Raw genomic sequence first — 13,744 nt, 5'->3', positions numbered from 1 at the left:
TCCCACGCGCGACGCCAGTCCCGAACGCGGGTGGACCAACCCGACCATCCCGAACGGAATCGCGACCGCGACGCCGGTGCGCACCAGGGCGCGTCGCCCGGGTTCCAGCTTGAGGTCCTCCGCGCTGTAGAGATCCACTCCGGCGTCGCCCTCATGTGCGCGCGTGGGCAGTGGAAGCTCGGGATCGAGGCGGATGATGGCCAGACTGGTCGACACGGGGCCACAGATTACCCTTGACTGCGTGTCCGGGACGCGCGTCGCGCCGCACAGTGTGCGATATCGCGAACGACTGTGGGTGCCATGGTGGTGGTGGCCGTTGGCCTTCGGGCTGGCGGGGCTGATCGCGTTCGAAGTCAACATGGGTGTCGCCCCCCGTCCTACCTGGCTGCCGTACGCGACGCTGTTCGCGGTGGCCGCCGGAACGCTGTTGTGGCTGGGCCGCGTGGAGATTCGGGTCACCGCCGATCCGAACGCCCCCGGCGGGGTCGAGCTGTGGGCCGGTGAGGCGCACCTGCCGGTCACCGTGATCGCCCGATCCGCTTCGGTCGCCGCGTCGGCCAAGTCCGCGGCGCTGGGACGCCAACTCGACCCGGCGGCGTTCGTCCTGCACCGGGCATGGATCGGACCGATGATTCTGGTCGTCCTCGACGACCCGGACGACCCGACGCCGTACTGGCTGGTGAGTTGCCGCCACCCCGAGCGGGTGCTGTCGGCATTGCGCAGCTGACCTGTCAGGCTGCGCAGTCGGTACAGATCATGAGGCCGTTCTTTTCGCTGGCCAGTCGGCTGCGGTGTTGCACCAGGAAGCAGCTGGAGCAGGTGAACTCGTCAGCCTGCTTCGGAATGACGCGCACCGACAGTTCTTCCCCCGACAGGTCGGCGCCAGGCAGTTCAAAAGATTCAGCGGTTTCGGATTCGTCGACGTCAACCACGGCCGAAGCCGCCTCGTTGCGTCGTGCTTTGAGCTCCTCCAGCGAGTCCTCCGAGACATCGTCGGTCTCGGTGCGCCGTGGAGCGTCATAGTCGGTAGGCATCGCCCTATCCCCTCACATGCCCTCGTTGCTCAAGCATCGCTTTGTACCAGCGTCGAACGCATCCACCAAATGATTCGTGCCCGGATCGCGGCCCGGTTGTGTGTGATTTGCGTCACACACCCATATTGGCCCTTGCGTTCGCCTTTGAACAGTGCGTTTAGGGTGCGACTAGAGTGCACCTGTGGTCGCACAAATCACCGAGGGTACTGCCTTCGACAAGCACGGCCGGCCCTTCCGGCGACGCAATCCCCGGCCCGCCATCGTGGTGGTGGTCCTCCTGGTGGCGGCGACGGCCGTGGTGTGGACGATCGCGCTGACCCGGCCGGCCAGGGTGCACGAGGTCGCGGTGTGCAACCCACCACCGAAGGGGGCCAATTCGACGGCGGCTCAGCTCGGCGAGCAGGTGTCGCGGAGCGCGATGATGGACGTCACGCCGGCCAAGCTCAACGACGCCAAGGTCCGCGTCCTCAACGCCAGCGGCCGTGGCGGACAGGCCGGCGACGTCGCCGGCGCGCTGAAAGACCTCGGCTTCGCCCAGCCGGCCGCCGCCAACGATCCGCTCTACGCGGGCACCCGGCTCACCTGCCAGGGCCAGATCCGGTTCGGCACCGCAGGGCAAGCCACCGCGGCGACGGTGTGGCTGGTGGCGCCCTGCATGGAGTTGTTCAACGACAACCGCGCCGACGACTCCGTCGACTTGTCGCTGGGAACGGACTTCACCGCGCTGGCCCACAACGACGACATCGACGCCGCCCTCGCCGCGCTGCGCCCCGGCGCCACCGAGCCGTCAGACCCCGCGCTGCTCACCAAGATTCACTCCAGCAGCTGCTGACGAACCGTCAGTCGAGAATCGGGTCCAGGCCGTCGACCTCGTTCAGCGCGGTCAGCAGCGCGTCGGCGATTCCCGGCGCGGCGGCCAGCACCAGCCCGGCGCCCTCAATGTCGGGCGGCGGCAAGCTAACTCGCGCCCCCGCCTCGGCCGCGATCAGCGCGCCCGCGGCGCAATCCCACGGCTGCAGGCCGTGCTCGTAGAACGCGTCCAGCCGGCCCGCCGCGACCATGCACAGATCGAGCGCCGCCGAGCCGATGCGACGGACGTCGCGGACCACCGGCAGCAGCCGCGCCAACAACGCCGCCTGCGTCGTCCGGCGCTGCCGTGAATAACCGAAACCGGTGCCCAGCAACGCCATCGACAAGTCGTCGACCGCGGCGCACCGCAACGGCCGGGGGCCGTCCTCGTCGATGACGTGTGCGCCCTGGCCCACCGCCGCCGAGTACACCTGGCCGCCGACGACGTCGGCGACCGCGCCCGCCACCGACACCCCGTCGACCTGCACGCCCACCGACACCGCGTACGCCGGTATGCCGTAGACGAAGTTCACCGTGCCGTCGATGGGATCGAGCACCCAGGTGACCGCGCCCGCGGGCGTGCCCGCCGGATCGGCCGGGCCGCCCCCCTCCTCGCCGAGAATCGGGTCGCCCGGCCGCAATTCGGCCAGCCGATCCCGCAGCAGGCGCTCCGTTTCCGTGTCGACGACGGTCACCGGATCGGTGGGGGTGCTCTTCGACCGCACGGCGCCGTCGCCTGGAGATGGCGAGCCCGCCGCGGTCGCCCCGAACACCTCGGCGCGCCGGCGCCGCACGAACGCGGCGGCTTCCGTGGCCAACGACTCGGCCACCGCGCGCAACCGGGCGGGCTCGTCCTGAGGGCGGGTCACCGGTCTATCGCATCACAGGCGGCGCGGCCCCGCAGATACCCCGTCGCCACATCGGCACCGGGCTAAGGTGGGCGGACAGCCAAAGTCACGCCCAGGAGCTTCGATGACCAGCACCGACTCGACCACGGATTCGCCCGGCACCGGGACCGCCGTCGGCACCCCACAGCGTCGGGGATTCGGCATCGACGTCGGCGGCAGCGGCATCAAGGGCGGCATCGTCGACATGGACACCGGCGAGTTGATCGGCGATCGGGTCAAGCTGTTGACCCCGCAGCCGGCGACACCGTCGGCGGTCGCCAAGACCATCGGCGAGGTGGTCAACGCGTTCGGCTGGACCGGCCCGCTCGGGGTGACCTATCCCGGGGTCGTCACCCACGGTGTCGTCCAGACGGCGGCCAACGTCGACAAATCCTGGATCGGCACCAACGCGCGCGACATCATCAGCGCCGAGCTGGGCGGCCAGGACATCACGGTGCTCAACGACGCCGACGCCGCCGGGCTGGCCGAGGAACACTACGGCGCGGGCAGAAACCAGTCCGGCCTGGTGGTGTTGCTGACGTTCGGCACCGGGATCGGCTCCGCGGTCATCCACAACGGCACGTTGATCCCGAACACCGAGTTCGGGCACCTCGAGGTGGGCGGCAAGGAGGCCGAGCAGCGGGCGGCGTCGTCGGTCAAAGAGAAGAACGACTGGACCTTCGAGAAGTGGGCCAAGCAGGTCACCCGCGTGCTGGTCGCCATCGAGAACGCGGTGTGGCCCGACCTGTTCATCGCCGGCGGCGGCATCAGCCGCAAGGCCGACAAGTGGCTACCGCTGCTCGAAAACCGCACCCCGGTGGTGGCTGCGGCCCTGCTCAACACCGCCGGAATAGTGGGCGCGGCGATGGCGTCGACCTCCGACGTGACGCCCTGATTTTTGCCCGGCGGAGCCGTTCGACCGCTGACTGTCGTTACAATGGTCATCGGCGACCGCCCGAACGATAGCGTGCAAGTACCCACGCTGATCCAACGCCGACATCGACATAGCAGACACTTTCGGTTAACCATGCCCAATACCCACCGAAGGTGAGCCCAAACGAAGGGGTGTAAGTGGCAGCGACCAAGGCAAGCCCGGCAACCGACGCGCCGGTGAAACGGACCGCCACGAAACCCTCCCCCGCTAAGCGACCGGCGGCCAAGGCCGCTCACGGCGCCGCCCCCGCTAAGCGCGCCGCCAAGGCGGCCCCGGCGCGGCCCGCCAAGCCCGAGACCGAGGCCGGTGCCGACACCAAGAAGACCCGCGCGGCGAAGGCCCCGTCGGCCCGCGGGACGAAAGCGGCCAAGGGCGCCCCGGCGGACGCCGACGTCGACCTGGAGGCCGCCGAAGATCTCGACGACGCGGAGCTCGACGCGGAACCCGGTGAAGACCTCGAGATCGACGCCGCCGACCTGAGCCTGGACGACCTGGAAGACGACGTTGCGGCCGACGGCGAGGACGCCGACGTCGAGCCCGCCGACTCCGACGACAGCGAGGAAGAGGCCGCCGCCCCGGTCGCCGCGGCCGGCGAGGCCGCCGCCGAAGAGGACGAGGAGATCGCCGAGCCGTCCGAAAAGGACAAGGCCTCCGGTGATTTCGTCTGGGACGAAGACGAGTCCGAGGCGCTGCGCCAGGCTCGCAAGGACGCCGAACTCACCGCCTCCGCGGACTCGGTTCGCGCCTACCTCAAGCAGATCGGCAAGGTGGCGCTGCTCAACGCCGAGGAAGAGGTCGAGCTGGCCAAGCGGATCGAGGCCGGCCTGTACGCCACGCAGCTGATGGCCGAGATGGCCGAGCGCGGCGACAAGCTGCCCGCCGCGCAGCGCCGCGACATGATGTGGATCTGCCGCGACGGCGATCGCGCGAAAAACCATCTGCTGGAAGCCAACCTGCGCCTCGTGGTGTCACTGGCCAAGCGCTACACCGGCCGCGGCATGGCGTTTTTGGACCTCATCCAGGAAGGCAACCTGGGCCTGATCCGCGCGGTCGAGAAATTCGACTACACCAAGGGTTACAAGTTCTCCACCTACGCCACGTGGTGGATCCGCCAGGCCATAACGCGCGCCATGGCCGACCAGGCCCGCACCATCCGCATCCCGGTGCACATGGTCGAGGTGATCAACAAGCTGGGCCGTATCCAGCGCGAGCTGCTGCAGGATCTGGGCCGCGAGCCCACACCCGAAGAGCTGGCCAAGGAAATGGACATCACGCCCGAAAAGGTGCTGGAGATCCAGCAATACGCCCGCGAGCCGATTTCGCTGGACCAGACCATCGGCGACGAGGGCGACAGCCAGCTCGGTGACTTCATCGAGGACAGCGAGGCCGTGGTGGCCGTCGACGCGGTGTCGTTCACGCTGCTGCAGGACCAGCTGCAGTCGGTGCTCGAGACCCTGTCCGAGCGCGAGGCCGGCGTGGTACGGCTGCGCTTCGGGCTCACCGACGGCCAGCCGCGCACCCTCGACGAGATCGGCCAGGTTTACGGCGTCACCCGCGAGCGCATCCGTCAGATCGAGTCCAAGACGATGTCAAAGCTGCGCCACCCCAGCCGTTCGCAGGTCCTGCGCGACTACCTGGACTGAGCGACTCGCCGAATTTATTGGCGCGCAAGGCCACTCGTCTTCGACCGGAAAATGCGTCGCCCCGCCGCGCCGGCCGTCGTACGGTGGCGGCATGAACCGCACACTGGTCTCCTCCGGCTCCGACTTCGAGGCGGCCGTCGGCTATTCGCGTGCCGTACGGGTCGGCCCGCACGTGTGGGTGGCCGGGACCACCGGCTCCGGCCCAGCCGGCGACATCGCGACCCAGACTCGAGAAGCGTTGCGCCGCATCGAGATTGCGCTCGCCCAAGTTGGCGCGGCGCTCACCGACGTGGTTCGCACCCGCGTGTACGTCACCGACATGTCCCGCTGGGGCGAGGTCGCCGCGGTGCACGCCGAAGTGTTCGGTGACATTCGCCCGGCGGCCACCATGGTGCAGGTGTCGGCGTTGATCGCGCCCGAAATGCTGGTGGAGATCGAAGCCGACGCCTACGCGGAATCCCCGACCGGCGGGAAGGTGCCGTCGGGGCCCGGCCGGTAATCGGTGACCCGAATCACAGCGGCCGTGGGCAGCCGACCGTAGAGGTGCGGGAACAGCATCGACTCCGGATCCGTTGCCACGCCTGGCTCCCAGCGAACTTCGGAGTCCAGCAGCGCCGGGTCGACGTGCAGCAACACCAAATCATCGCGGCCGCGGTAGAGCCGGTTGGCCGGCAGATGGACCTGGCCGGGCGCCGAGAGATGGATGAACCGGCCGCCGCCGGACGTGTCGGGGCGAATCTCACCGGCCGCGCGGGCGCGGGACCACTCGTCCCGTCCGCACAGATGTACCAGCAGGTCAGGAGCGAAAGCCACGGATGATCACTGTAGAGAGTTCCTCGAAACGAAACGTTTACAGGTCGTGAGAAACGACACACCCGATAACGATCGGGGAACAACGCAAAAACCCCATACGTCTGAGAGAGTGAATCAAAGCAAGAACGGAGAAGCCATGAATGCAACTCTGACCAGTCCCGAGCTCACCCGGGCGGACCGCTGCGACCGCTGCGGTGCCGCTGCTCGAGTCCGTGCCACGCTGCCTTCAGGAGCTGAGCTTCTCTTCTGCCAGCATCACGCCAACGAGCACGAGGCGAAGCTGACCGAACTGTCCGCCGTCCTGGAGGTCAGCGGAAGCTAGTTCCGCCGAACTCACCCTTCGCCAATGTGGGCGAGTGGGGCGGTCTTCGGTAATGCTGGACGGGTATGAGCGATCAAGTCGCAAAACCGTCCCGCCATCACATCTGGCGACTCACTCTGAGGACCCTCTCGAAAAGCTGGGATGACTCCATCTTTTCCGAGTCGGCCCAGGCGGGTTTCTGGTCGGCGCTGTCGCTACCGCCGCTGCTGCTGGGAATGCTGGGCAGCCTCGCCTACGTGGCGCCGCTGTTCGGGCCGGACACGCTGACCGCGATCGAGAAGAGCATCATCTCGGCGATCCGGAGCTTCTTCTCGCCCAGCGTCGTCAACGAGATCATCGAGCCGACCATCCGTGACGTCACCGCCAACGCCCGGGGTGAGGTGGTGTCGGTCGGTTTCCTGATCTCGATGTGGGCGGGATCGTCGGCCATCTCGGCCTACGTCGACGCGGTCGTGGAGGCGCACGACCAGACGCCACTGCGGCATCCGGTGCGACAGCGGCTCTTCGCCCTGTTCCTGTATGTGGTGATGCTGGTGTTCGTGGTGTGCGCGGCGCCGGTGCTGGTGGTGGGCCCCCGCAAGGTCAGCGAGCACATCCCGGACAGCCTGGAAAACGTCCTGCGCTACGGCTACTACCCGGCGCTGATCCTCGGCCTGCTGATCGGCGTGGTCATCCTGTACCGGGTCGCGCTGCCCGAGCCCCTGCCGACGCACCGGCTGATCTTCGGCGCCGTGCTCGCCACGGCGGTCTTCCTCATCGCCACGCTGGGCCTGCGGGTCTACCTGCGGTGGATCACCAGCACGGGCTACACCTACGGCGCGCTGGCCACCCCGATCGCGTTCCTGCTGTTCGCGTTCTTCGGCGGTTTCGCCGTGATGCTGGGCGCCGAGCTCAACGCCGCGATCCAAGAGGAATTCCCGGCGCCGAAGACGCACGCGCACCGGCTGCGCAAGTGGTTGCAATCGCGCATCACACCACTGAAGGCACCGGCGGCTCCCCCGCCGGAGCCGGCGGCCGCCGACAACGCGGCGCTGTGACGGGTGCTCGGCCGCGGCCGATCTAGTCCTTCTTCATCCGGTCGTAGATCTGCTTGCAATCCGGGCAAACCGGCGAGCCGGGCTTGGCCGCCTTGGTGACGGGGAACACTTCCCCGCACAACGCCACCACGTGGTTACCCATGACCGCGCTCTCGGCGATCTTGTCCTTCTTGACGTAGTGGAAGTATTTCGGCGTATCGCTGCCGGTCCCGTCGTCGACGCGTTCGTCGGTCTCGGTGCGCTCGATCGTCTGGGTCTGCATACCCGACATTGTGCCCCGTAACTCGCTTCTGCCGGAATCGCCGTCGTGTGGGACAGTGGAAGTATGACGCGCGGCTCCGAGTTGGGGTTCGACGATGATGGCAGGCCGATCCTCATCACCGCCGCCGCACCCTCCTACGAAGAACAGCACCGAGCCCGGGTGCGTAAGTACCTGACGCTGATGGGGTTCCGGATACCGGCGCTCATCCTGGCCGCCGTCGCGTACGGCGCCTGGCACAACGGTCTGATTTCGCTGGCGATCGTGGCGGTGTCGATTCCGCTGCCGTGGATGGCCGTACTGATCGCCAACGACCGGCCACCGCGCAGCGCCGACGAGCCGCGACGGTTCGACGACGCCCGGCGGCGCACCCCGCTGTTCCCGACGGCCGAGCGCCTGGCGCTCGAGTCGCGCCGCCACCCGCAACCGGGCTGGCCCCCCGGACCGGGCGGCGACATCGGCCACTCGCACTGAGAAGGCGGTTGCCCCGACTTCTCAGGACATTCTCAGGTCGGCGGCACATTTGTGCACGTCAAGACGTGTGAGATGACAAACCGCTGGGAACTCTCAGGGCTGATCTGTCGTTGTACTCGATGACAGCACAAAGCCGAATGGGAGGTCGCTATGGCGAACGCCAGCACGAGCAGATTTGACGGCGATCTGGACGCCCAGAGCCCCGCAGCCGACCTCGTGCGCGTTTATCTCAATGGCATCGGTAAGACGGCGCTGCTGAACGCGGCGGGCGAAGTTGAACTGGCCAAGCGCATCGAGGCTGGGCTCTACGCGGAGCACCTGCTGGAAACCCGTAAGCGCCTCGGGGAGAACCGCCGACGCGACCTCGAGGCCGTGGTGCGTGATGGCCAGGCCGCACGCCGGCACCTGCTGGAAGCGAACCTGCGGCTGGTGGTGTCGCTGGCGAAGCGCTACACGGGTCGCGGCATGCCGCTGCTGGACCTGATCCAGGAGGGCAACCTGGGCCTGATCCGCGCGATGGAAAAGTTCGACTACACAAAGGGATTCAAGTTCTCCACCTACGCCACGTGGTGGATTCGCCAGGCCATCACCCGCGGCATGGCCGACCAGAGCCGCACCATCCGCCTGCCCGTGCACCTGGTCGAGCAGGTCAACAAGCTGGCGCGGATCAAGCGGGAGATGCACCAGAACCTGGGCCGCGAGGCCACCGACGAGGAACTGGCCGCCGAGTCCGGCATCCCGGTCGAGAAGATCAACGACCTGCTCGAGCACAGCCGCGACCCGGTAAGCCTGGACATGCCGGTCGGCTCCGAAGAGGAGGCACCGCTGGGCGACTTCATCGAGGACGCCGAGGCGATGTCCGCCGAGAACGCGGTGATCGCCGAGCTGTTGCACACCGACATCCGCAGCGTGCTCGCCACTCTCGACGAGCGCGAGCACCAGGTGATCCGGCTGCGCTTCGGCCTGGACGACGGCCAGCCGCGCACCCTGGACCAGATCGGGAAGCTGTTCGGCCTGTCGCGCGAGCGGGTCCGCCAGATCGAGCGGGACGTAATGTCCAAACTCCGCCACGGCGAGCGCGCCGACCGGCTACGGTCGTACGCAAGCTAAGGCCCCCGAACTAGTAGCACGACGGTATGCCCGCCGCGGACGCGGCGGGCATACTGCTTGTCGGGGAAGGGTTACACCCATTCACGCAGCTGGCCAAGTAGACTCGGCGTCGATGGAAGGTGCTGAATGAACGACCTGGTTGACACCACCGAGATGTACTTGCGGACCATCTACGACCTCGAAGAAGAGGGCGTGACACCGCTTCGCGCCCGGATCGCCGAGCGCCTCGACCAGAGTGGGCCGACCGTCAGCCAAACCGTTTCCCGCATGGAGCGCGATGGGCTCCTTCACGTCGCCGGCGACCGGCACCTCGAGCTCACCGACAAGGGCCGGGCGTTGGCCATCGCCGTCATGCGCAAGCACCGCCTCGCCGAGCGGTTGCTGGTCGACGTCATCGGTGTGCCCTGGGAGGAAGTGCACGCCGAGGCATGCCGGTGGGAACACGTGATGAGCGAGGATGTCGAACGGCGGCTGGTGAAGGTGCTCAACCACCCGACCACCTCCCCGTTCGGCAACCCGATCCCGGGGCTCCTGGACCTCGGTGTTGGCCCCGAGTCGGGCGCCGACGACGCCAACCTGGTCCGATTGACCGAGCTGCCGCCCGGTTCCCCGGTGGCCGTGGTGGTCCGCCAGCTGACCGAGCACGTGCAGGGCGACATCGACCTGATCACCCGCCTGAAGGACGCCGGCGTCGTCCCCAACGCCCGGGTGACCGTCGAGACCGGACCCGCCGGGGTGACCATCGTCATCCCGGGCCACGAGAACGTCACCCTGCCGCACGAGATGGCGCACGCCGTCAAGGTCGAGAAGGTCTGACCGCCCGGCATGGTGGTCTGGCTAGCCCGCCCGGCGGCCGAACGGCCGTCGCGGCGGTAACCGCACACCCAGCTGCTTGGCCAGCCGGTAGCCGGTGAGCGCCAATTCCCGGATGTCCTCCGGCCGCAGCCCCGACTGCAACGCGGTGTCCAGCATGCCCGCCATCCGATGCTCGGGCTCGCAGCGCAGCGCGGCCTCCAGCGACACCCCGGCCAGCGGCCCGTCGCCACGGGCGTAAGCGCTGAACGCGAGCAGTACCAGCGCCTCGACCCGCCAGGGCGGCGGCAGGGTGCGCGCCAGCAGCGCCCACAACGTTTCGGCCTCGCCGGCGTTCTCGCCGACCGCCAGGGCGTAGAGGATGTCGCGCACCTGCGCGTCGCTCAGCGCGCAGCTCAGCTTGGCCAGCTGGGTCGAGGACAGCGCCTGGCCGGCCGCGGCCCGGGCCGCGGACACCATGGCGTGTTTGACGTCGGCCCGGGCGCGTCGGGCCGGATCCGCGCGCTGGGCCGCCAGGCGCCGCGTCGCGTACCGGTCGATCACGCCGGTCAACGCGGAGCTGCGCGCCGCGTCCTCCACCGCGATGACGGCCTGCAGGTCGGCGCGGCGCGCGTAGAGCCGCCTGCCGTCGAGCACCGCCGCGGCCGCCAGCGGTGATGCGGATGGATCGTCGACCACGCCGCTCGAACCGCACCCGTCCACGCAGTGCCAGCGCCCGCCGAGCGCGACACGGTCGACCACATGGGCAGCCCACAGCTCGATACCGTTCTCAGACAACGAGTTTGCTAGTGCGTCGCACAGCTGCCGGTACTGCTCGTTGCAGCACGGGCAGTGCGCCCCCTGCTCGTTGACGATCACCGCGATCGCGGCGTCGGGACGGGCCGCGGCGGCGACCTCGGCCAGGTGCCCGACCCGACGGGTGAGCTCGTCTGAGAGGTCGACCCGCATCACCGCCCCCAGGTCGCCGCCGTCCAAAGACACCAATACCAATGAATTTTCGGGAACGAACCCGAGAACCGCCGGCAGCGCGGCGATGAGCGCGCCGGGTCGGTTGAGTTTGAAGTCAGGTCGATGCGTCGTCATGGGCACCACGCTGGCGGCCCGTGCCGTCAGCCGGTGCTCGCGGGGACGTGCGGAATCCCGCGCCTGTGAATGAACCCAGCACTGTGAGTGCTGCTGATCTACTGTTACCCCATGAGTTCGGCGCAAGAGTACGACATGGTGGTCATCGGTTCGGGGCCCGGCGGCCAGAAGGCCGCCATCGCGTCGGCCAAGCTCGGCAAGTCGGTCGCGGTCGTCGAACGTGGCCAGATGCTCGGCGGCGTGTGCGTCCAGACCGGCACCATCCCGTCAAAGACGTTGCGCGAGGCCGTCCTTTACCTCACCGGGATGAGCCAGCGCGAACTGTACGGCGCGAGCTACCGCGTCAAGGAGAAGATCACCCCGGCCGACCTGCTGGCCCGCACCCAGCACGTGATCGGCAAGGAGGTCGACGTGGTACGCAATCAGCTGATGCGCAACCGCATCGACCTGTTGCTGGGCCACGGCCGGTTCGTCGACCCGCACACCATCGAGGTCGAAGACCCGTCCCGTCGCGAAAAGTTAACCGTAAGCGGCAAATACATCGTCATCGCCACCGGCACCCGGCCGGCGCGGCCGTCCGGTGTCGAGTTCGACGAGGAGCGGGTGCTCGACTCCGACGGCATCCTCGACCTCAAATCGCTGCCCACCTCGATGGTGGTGGTCGGCGCCGGGGTGATCGGCATCGAATACGCCTCGATGTTCGCCGCGCTGGGCACCAAGGTCACCGTGGTGGAGAAGCGCAGCGACATGCTGGACTTCTGCGACCCCGAGGTCGTGGAGGCGCTGAAATTCCACCTGCGCGACCTGGCGGTGACATTCCGGTTCGGCGAGGAGGTGACCGCGGTCGACGTCGGCTCGGCGGGCACCGTCACGACCCTGGCCAGCGGCAAGCAGATCCCCGCGGAGACGGTGATGTATTCCGCCGGGCGCCAAGGCCAGACCGACCACCTCGACCTCCACAACGCCGAGCTCGAGGCCGACAACCGCGGCCGGATCTTCGTCGACGACTTCTTTCAGACCAAGGTCCCGCACATCTACGCCGTCGGCGACGTCATCGGCTTCCCCGCGCTGGCCGCGACCTCGATGGAACAGGGCCGGCTGGCCGCGTATCACGCCTTCGGGGAGCCGACCGACGGCATCACCGAACTGCAGCCGATCGGCATCTACTCCATTCCCGAGGTTTCCTACGTGGGGGCCACCGAGGTCGAACTGACCAAGAACGCGATCCCCTACGAGGTCGGGGTGGCCCGGTACCGGGAACTGGCCCGCGGCCAGATCGCCGGTGACTCCTACGGGATGCTCAAGCTGCTGGTGTCCACCGACGATCTCAAGCTCCTGGGCGTGCACATCTTCGGCACCAGCGCCACCGAGATGGTGCACATCGGGCAGGCCGTGATGGGCTGCGGCGGCACCGTCGAATACCTGGTGGACGCCGTGTTCAACTACCCCACGTTCTCCGAGGCCTACAAGGTGGCCGCGCTCGACGTGATGAACAAAGTGCGCGCGCTCAACCAGTTTCGCCACTAACAGCTGTCGTCGAGTTCTCCGGGAATCGGGTCGCCGGGGCCGCCGGCGTCCGCGCGGGCCAGCAACTGCGCGGTTCGCGCGTCGAACGGCGCCGAATACGAGACGTTCGCGGCGCAGCCACCACGCTCGAAACCACCGATCACCCCGGTGAGGATGGTGCCGCTGACCCAGGGTGCGCCGCTGGTGCCGTCCACCAACCCCTCGCACGGGAACGAGGGGAAGCCGCCCTCGGTCACCGACGTGCTGGCCTGACACCCGATGGGCGCGCCACCCACGCCGGCCGGGTAGCCCATCACGGTGACGTGGCTGCCGGGCGGCGGCGTGGTGCCCAGCGTCAGCGCCAGCCCGGCGCGGGCCTCCACCGAACCCCCGGCGTCGTTGCTCAGCCGCGCGATCGCATAGTCCGCGTTCGGATCCTTGCTCGCGCTCCAGCGGGGGTCCAGGTAGACGGCGTCGGCCTTCCACACATCGGCCGGGCCGGGTGGCGCGTCGCCGGCGAAGCCCGGCACGAAGGTGATCTTGGAGGCCCCGGCCAGGCAGTGCGCCGCGGTCATCATCAGGTTGCCGCCCGTCGAATGCACCACCGAGCCCGTGCACACGTGCAGCGGCCCCCCGTCGATGAAGATGGCGCCGACGCGCTTGTCCGGGTCCACCGGCCCCGCTACCGCCTTCTGCTGGGGCTGGCTCAGCCGCTGCGCCGGCGCGCTGCTGCGCACGGTCGGCGCCGGGGGGACCGACGCACGATCGTTCGGCGGCCGCTTGCACGACGTCACCGACGTCGCCACGGCGACCACCAAGCACAGCAACAGGGTCGGAACGCGCATCGGAATCATCATGCCTGACACCAGCGCACCGAGCAGATTCCGACGCGTCGGGGGCCACCCGACTCGGGGGCACCAAAATCAAACGGCGGTGTGAAGTTCGCGTTTAATCCTTCAGCGAACACGCCGGTCGGCGGT

At 68.3% G+C, this 13,744-nt stretch carries 18 protein-coding genes; 11 read left to right on the top strand and 7 right to left on the bottom strand.

Annotated features, from left to right (window positions below; translation table 11 throughout):
• Positions 1–216: dUTP diphosphatase (locus A5701_RS06145; RefSeq protein ID WP_369807393.1), on the bottom strand; the 216-nt coding region annotated here is incomplete at its 3' end.
• 25 nt (positions 217–241) lie between these two features.
• Here A5701_RS06145 and A5701_RS06140 point away from each other — a divergent pair.
• Positions 242–727, top strand: coding sequence for a DUF3093 domain-containing protein (locus A5701_RS06140; protein WP_067749856.1), 486 nt, complete (start codon positions 242–244; stop codon positions 725–727).
• A 4-nt stretch (positions 728–731) separates the two neighbouring features.
• On the opposite strand, the gene A5701_RS06135 is transcribed toward A5701_RS06140, so the two are convergent.
• Entirely contained in the window at positions 732–1,034 is a 303-nt protein-coding gene (locus A5701_RS06135; protein ID WP_007171590.1) for a DUF4193 domain-containing protein, read from the bottom strand.
• 181 nt (positions 1,035–1,215) lie between these two features.
• Between A5701_RS06135 and cei the strand changes: the two genes are divergently transcribed.
• The gene (gene cei, locus A5701_RS06130) at positions 1,216–1,866 is read left to right on the top strand and encodes an envelope integrity protein Cei (protein ID WP_067749854.1); all 651 of its coding nucleotides are present in this window, start codon (positions 1,216–1,218) and stop codon (positions 1,864–1,866) included.
• Positions 1,867–1,873: 7 nt separating this feature from the next.
• On the opposite strand, the gene A5701_RS06125 is transcribed toward cei, so the two are convergent.
• The gene (locus A5701_RS06125) at positions 1,874–2,752 is read right to left on the bottom strand and encodes an inositol monophosphatase family protein (RefSeq protein ID WP_067749851.1); all 879 of its coding nucleotides are present in this window, start codon (positions 2,750–2,752) and stop codon (positions 1,874–1,876) included.
• A 103-nt stretch (positions 2,753–2,855) separates the two neighbouring features.
• Here A5701_RS06125 and ppgK point away from each other — a divergent pair, with 103 nt between their 5' ends.
• The 3 genes from ppgK (at position 2,856) to A5701_RS06110 (ending at position 5,846) form a co-directional block, all read left to right on the top strand.
• Positions 2,856–3,665: a polyphosphate--glucose phosphotransferase gene (gene ppgK, locus A5701_RS06120; RefSeq protein WP_067749850.1), complete on the top strand. Its 810-nt coding sequence runs from the start codon at positions 2,856–2,858 to the stop codon at positions 3,663–3,665.
• A 176-nt stretch (positions 3,666–3,841) separates the two neighbouring features.
• Positions 3,842–5,347 (top strand): RNA polymerase sigma factor, encoded by a 1,506-nt coding sequence (locus tag A5701_RS06115; RefSeq protein WP_082954851.1) that lies wholly within the window; start codon positions 3,842–3,844, stop codon positions 5,345–5,347.
• 91 nt (positions 5,348–5,438) lie between these two features.
• A complete protein-coding gene (locus A5701_RS06110; RefSeq protein ID WP_067749849.1) occupies positions 5,439–5,846 on the top strand; it encodes a RidA family protein in 408 nt (135 codons plus the stop codon).
• Here the strand turns inward: A5701_RS06110 and A5701_RS06105 are convergent.
• A complete protein-coding gene (locus A5701_RS06105; RefSeq protein WP_067749848.1) occupies positions 5,795–6,160 on the bottom strand; it encodes a DUF952 domain-containing protein in 366 nt (121 codons plus the stop codon). The two genes, A5701_RS06110 and A5701_RS06105, sit on opposite strands and share 52 nt — an antisense overlap.
• A 136-nt stretch (positions 6,161–6,296) precedes the next feature.
• On the opposite strand from A5701_RS06105, the gene A5701_RS27260 reads away from it, so the two are divergent.
• Both A5701_RS27260 and A5701_RS06100 read left to right on the top strand, forming a co-directional pair.
• Positions 6,297–6,482, top strand: coding sequence for a hypothetical protein (locus A5701_RS27260; protein WP_007171575.1), 186 nt, complete (start codon positions 6,297–6,299; stop codon positions 6,480–6,482).
• Positions 6,483–6,547: 65 nt separating this feature from the next.
• Positions 6,548–7,519 carry a YihY/virulence factor BrkB family protein gene (locus tag A5701_RS06100; protein ID WP_067749847.1) on the top strand — a complete coding sequence of 324 codons (972 nt, stop codon included), beginning with the start codon at positions 6,548–6,550 and terminating at the stop codon, positions 7,517–7,519.
• A 22-nt stretch (positions 7,520–7,541) separates the two neighbouring features.
• Here A5701_RS06100 and A5701_RS06095 read toward each other — a convergent pair whose 3' ends face one another.
• Positions 7,542–7,781, bottom strand: coding sequence for a DUF3039 domain-containing protein (locus A5701_RS06095; protein WP_044485021.1), 240 nt, complete (start codon positions 7,779–7,781; stop codon positions 7,542–7,544).
• Between the two features lie 45 nt (positions 7,782–7,826).
• Between A5701_RS06095 and A5701_RS06090 the strand changes: the two genes are divergently transcribed.
• The 3 genes from A5701_RS06090 (at position 7,827) to ideR (ending at position 10,178) form a co-directional block, all read left to right on the top strand.
• On the top strand, positions 7,827–8,252 hold the full coding sequence (locus tag A5701_RS06090) for a DUF3099 domain-containing protein (protein ID WP_369807392.1): 426 nt from the start codon (positions 7,827–7,829) through the stop codon (positions 8,250–8,252).
• 150 nt (positions 8,253–8,402) lie between these two features.
• Complete coding sequence (gene sigB / locus A5701_RS06085) at positions 8,403–9,362, top strand: sigma-70 family RNA polymerase sigma factor SigB (protein ID WP_040623889.1); 960 nt, start codon at positions 8,403–8,405, stop codon at positions 9,360–9,362.
• Positions 9,363–9,488: 126 nt separating this feature from the next.
• Positions 9,489–10,178, top strand: coding sequence for an iron-dependent transcriptional regulator IdeR (gene ideR / locus A5701_RS06080; RefSeq protein WP_067268966.1), 690 nt, complete (start codon positions 9,489–9,491; stop codon positions 10,176–10,178).
• 21 nt (positions 10,179–10,199) lie between these two features.
• Here the strand turns inward: ideR and A5701_RS06075 are convergent, their stop codons facing one another.
• Positions 10,200–11,258 carry a DUF4192 domain-containing protein gene (locus A5701_RS06075; protein ID WP_067749845.1) on the bottom strand — a complete coding sequence of 353 codons (1,059 nt, stop codon included), beginning with the start codon at positions 11,256–11,258 and terminating at the stop codon, positions 10,200–10,202.
• Between the two features lie 111 nt (positions 11,259–11,369).
• Between A5701_RS06075 and sthA the strand changes: the two genes are divergently transcribed.
• Complete coding sequence (sthA, locus tag A5701_RS06070; protein WP_067749858.1) at positions 11,370–12,785, top strand: Si-specific NAD(P)(+) transhydrogenase; 1,416 nt, start codon at positions 11,370–11,372, stop codon at positions 12,783–12,785.
• Here the strand turns inward: sthA and A5701_RS06065 are convergent.
• Positions 12,782–13,621: a serine protease gene (locus A5701_RS06065; protein WP_067749844.1), complete on the bottom strand. Its 840-nt coding sequence runs from the start codon at positions 13,619–13,621 to the stop codon at positions 12,782–12,784. The two genes, sthA and A5701_RS06065, sit on opposite strands and share 4 nt — an antisense overlap.
• Between the last annotated feature and the right edge of the window lie 123 nt (positions 13,622–13,744).

It is taken from the genome of Mycobacterium sp. E3305 (assembly GCF_001666785.1).
GTDB lineage: Bacteria > Actinomycetota > Actinomycetes > Mycobacteriales > Mycobacteriaceae > Mycobacterium.
This window is presented reverse-complemented; position numbering and strand designations above follow the sequence as displayed.

Coding starts and splice junctions, on each gene's coding strand:
- A5701_RS06135 (WP_007171590.1), bottom strand. CDS start 1,034: ATGCCTACCGACTATGACGCTCCACGGCGCACCGAGACCGACGATGTC.
- A5701_RS06095 (WP_044485021.1), bottom strand. CDS start 7,781: ATGCAGACCCAGACGATCGAGCGCACCGAGACCGACGAACGCGTCGAC.
- A5701_RS06100 (WP_067749847.1), top strand. CDS start 6,548: ATGAGCGATCAAGTCGCAAAACCGTCCCGCCATCACATCTGGCGACTC.
- A5701_RS06075 (WP_067749845.1), bottom strand. CDS start 11,258: ATGACGACGCATCGACCTGACTTCAAACTCAACCGACCCGGCGCGCTC.
- sthA (WP_067749858.1), top strand. CDS start 11,370: ATGAGTTCGGCGCAAGAGTACGACATGGTGGTCATCGGTTCGGGGCCC.
- sigB (WP_040623889.1), top strand. CDS start 8,403: ATGGCGAACGCCAGCACGAGCAGATTTGACGGCGATCTGGACGCCCAG.
- A5701_RS27260 (WP_007171575.1), top strand. CDS start 6,297: ATGAATGCAACTCTGACCAGTCCCGAGCTCACCCGGGCGGACCGCTGC.
- ideR (WP_067268966.1), top strand. CDS start 9,489: ATGAACGACCTGGTTGACACCACCGAGATGTACTTGCGGACCATCTAC.
- A5701_RS06110 (WP_067749849.1), top strand. CDS start 5,439: ATGAACCGCACACTGGTCTCCTCCGGCTCCGACTTCGAGGCGGCCGTC.
- ppgK (WP_067749850.1), top strand. CDS start 2,856: ATGACCAGCACCGACTCGACCACGGATTCGCCCGGCACCGGGACCGCC.
- A5701_RS06065 (WP_067749844.1), bottom strand. CDS start 13,621: ATGATGATTCCGATGCGCGTTCCGACCCTGTTGCTGTGCTTGGTGGTC.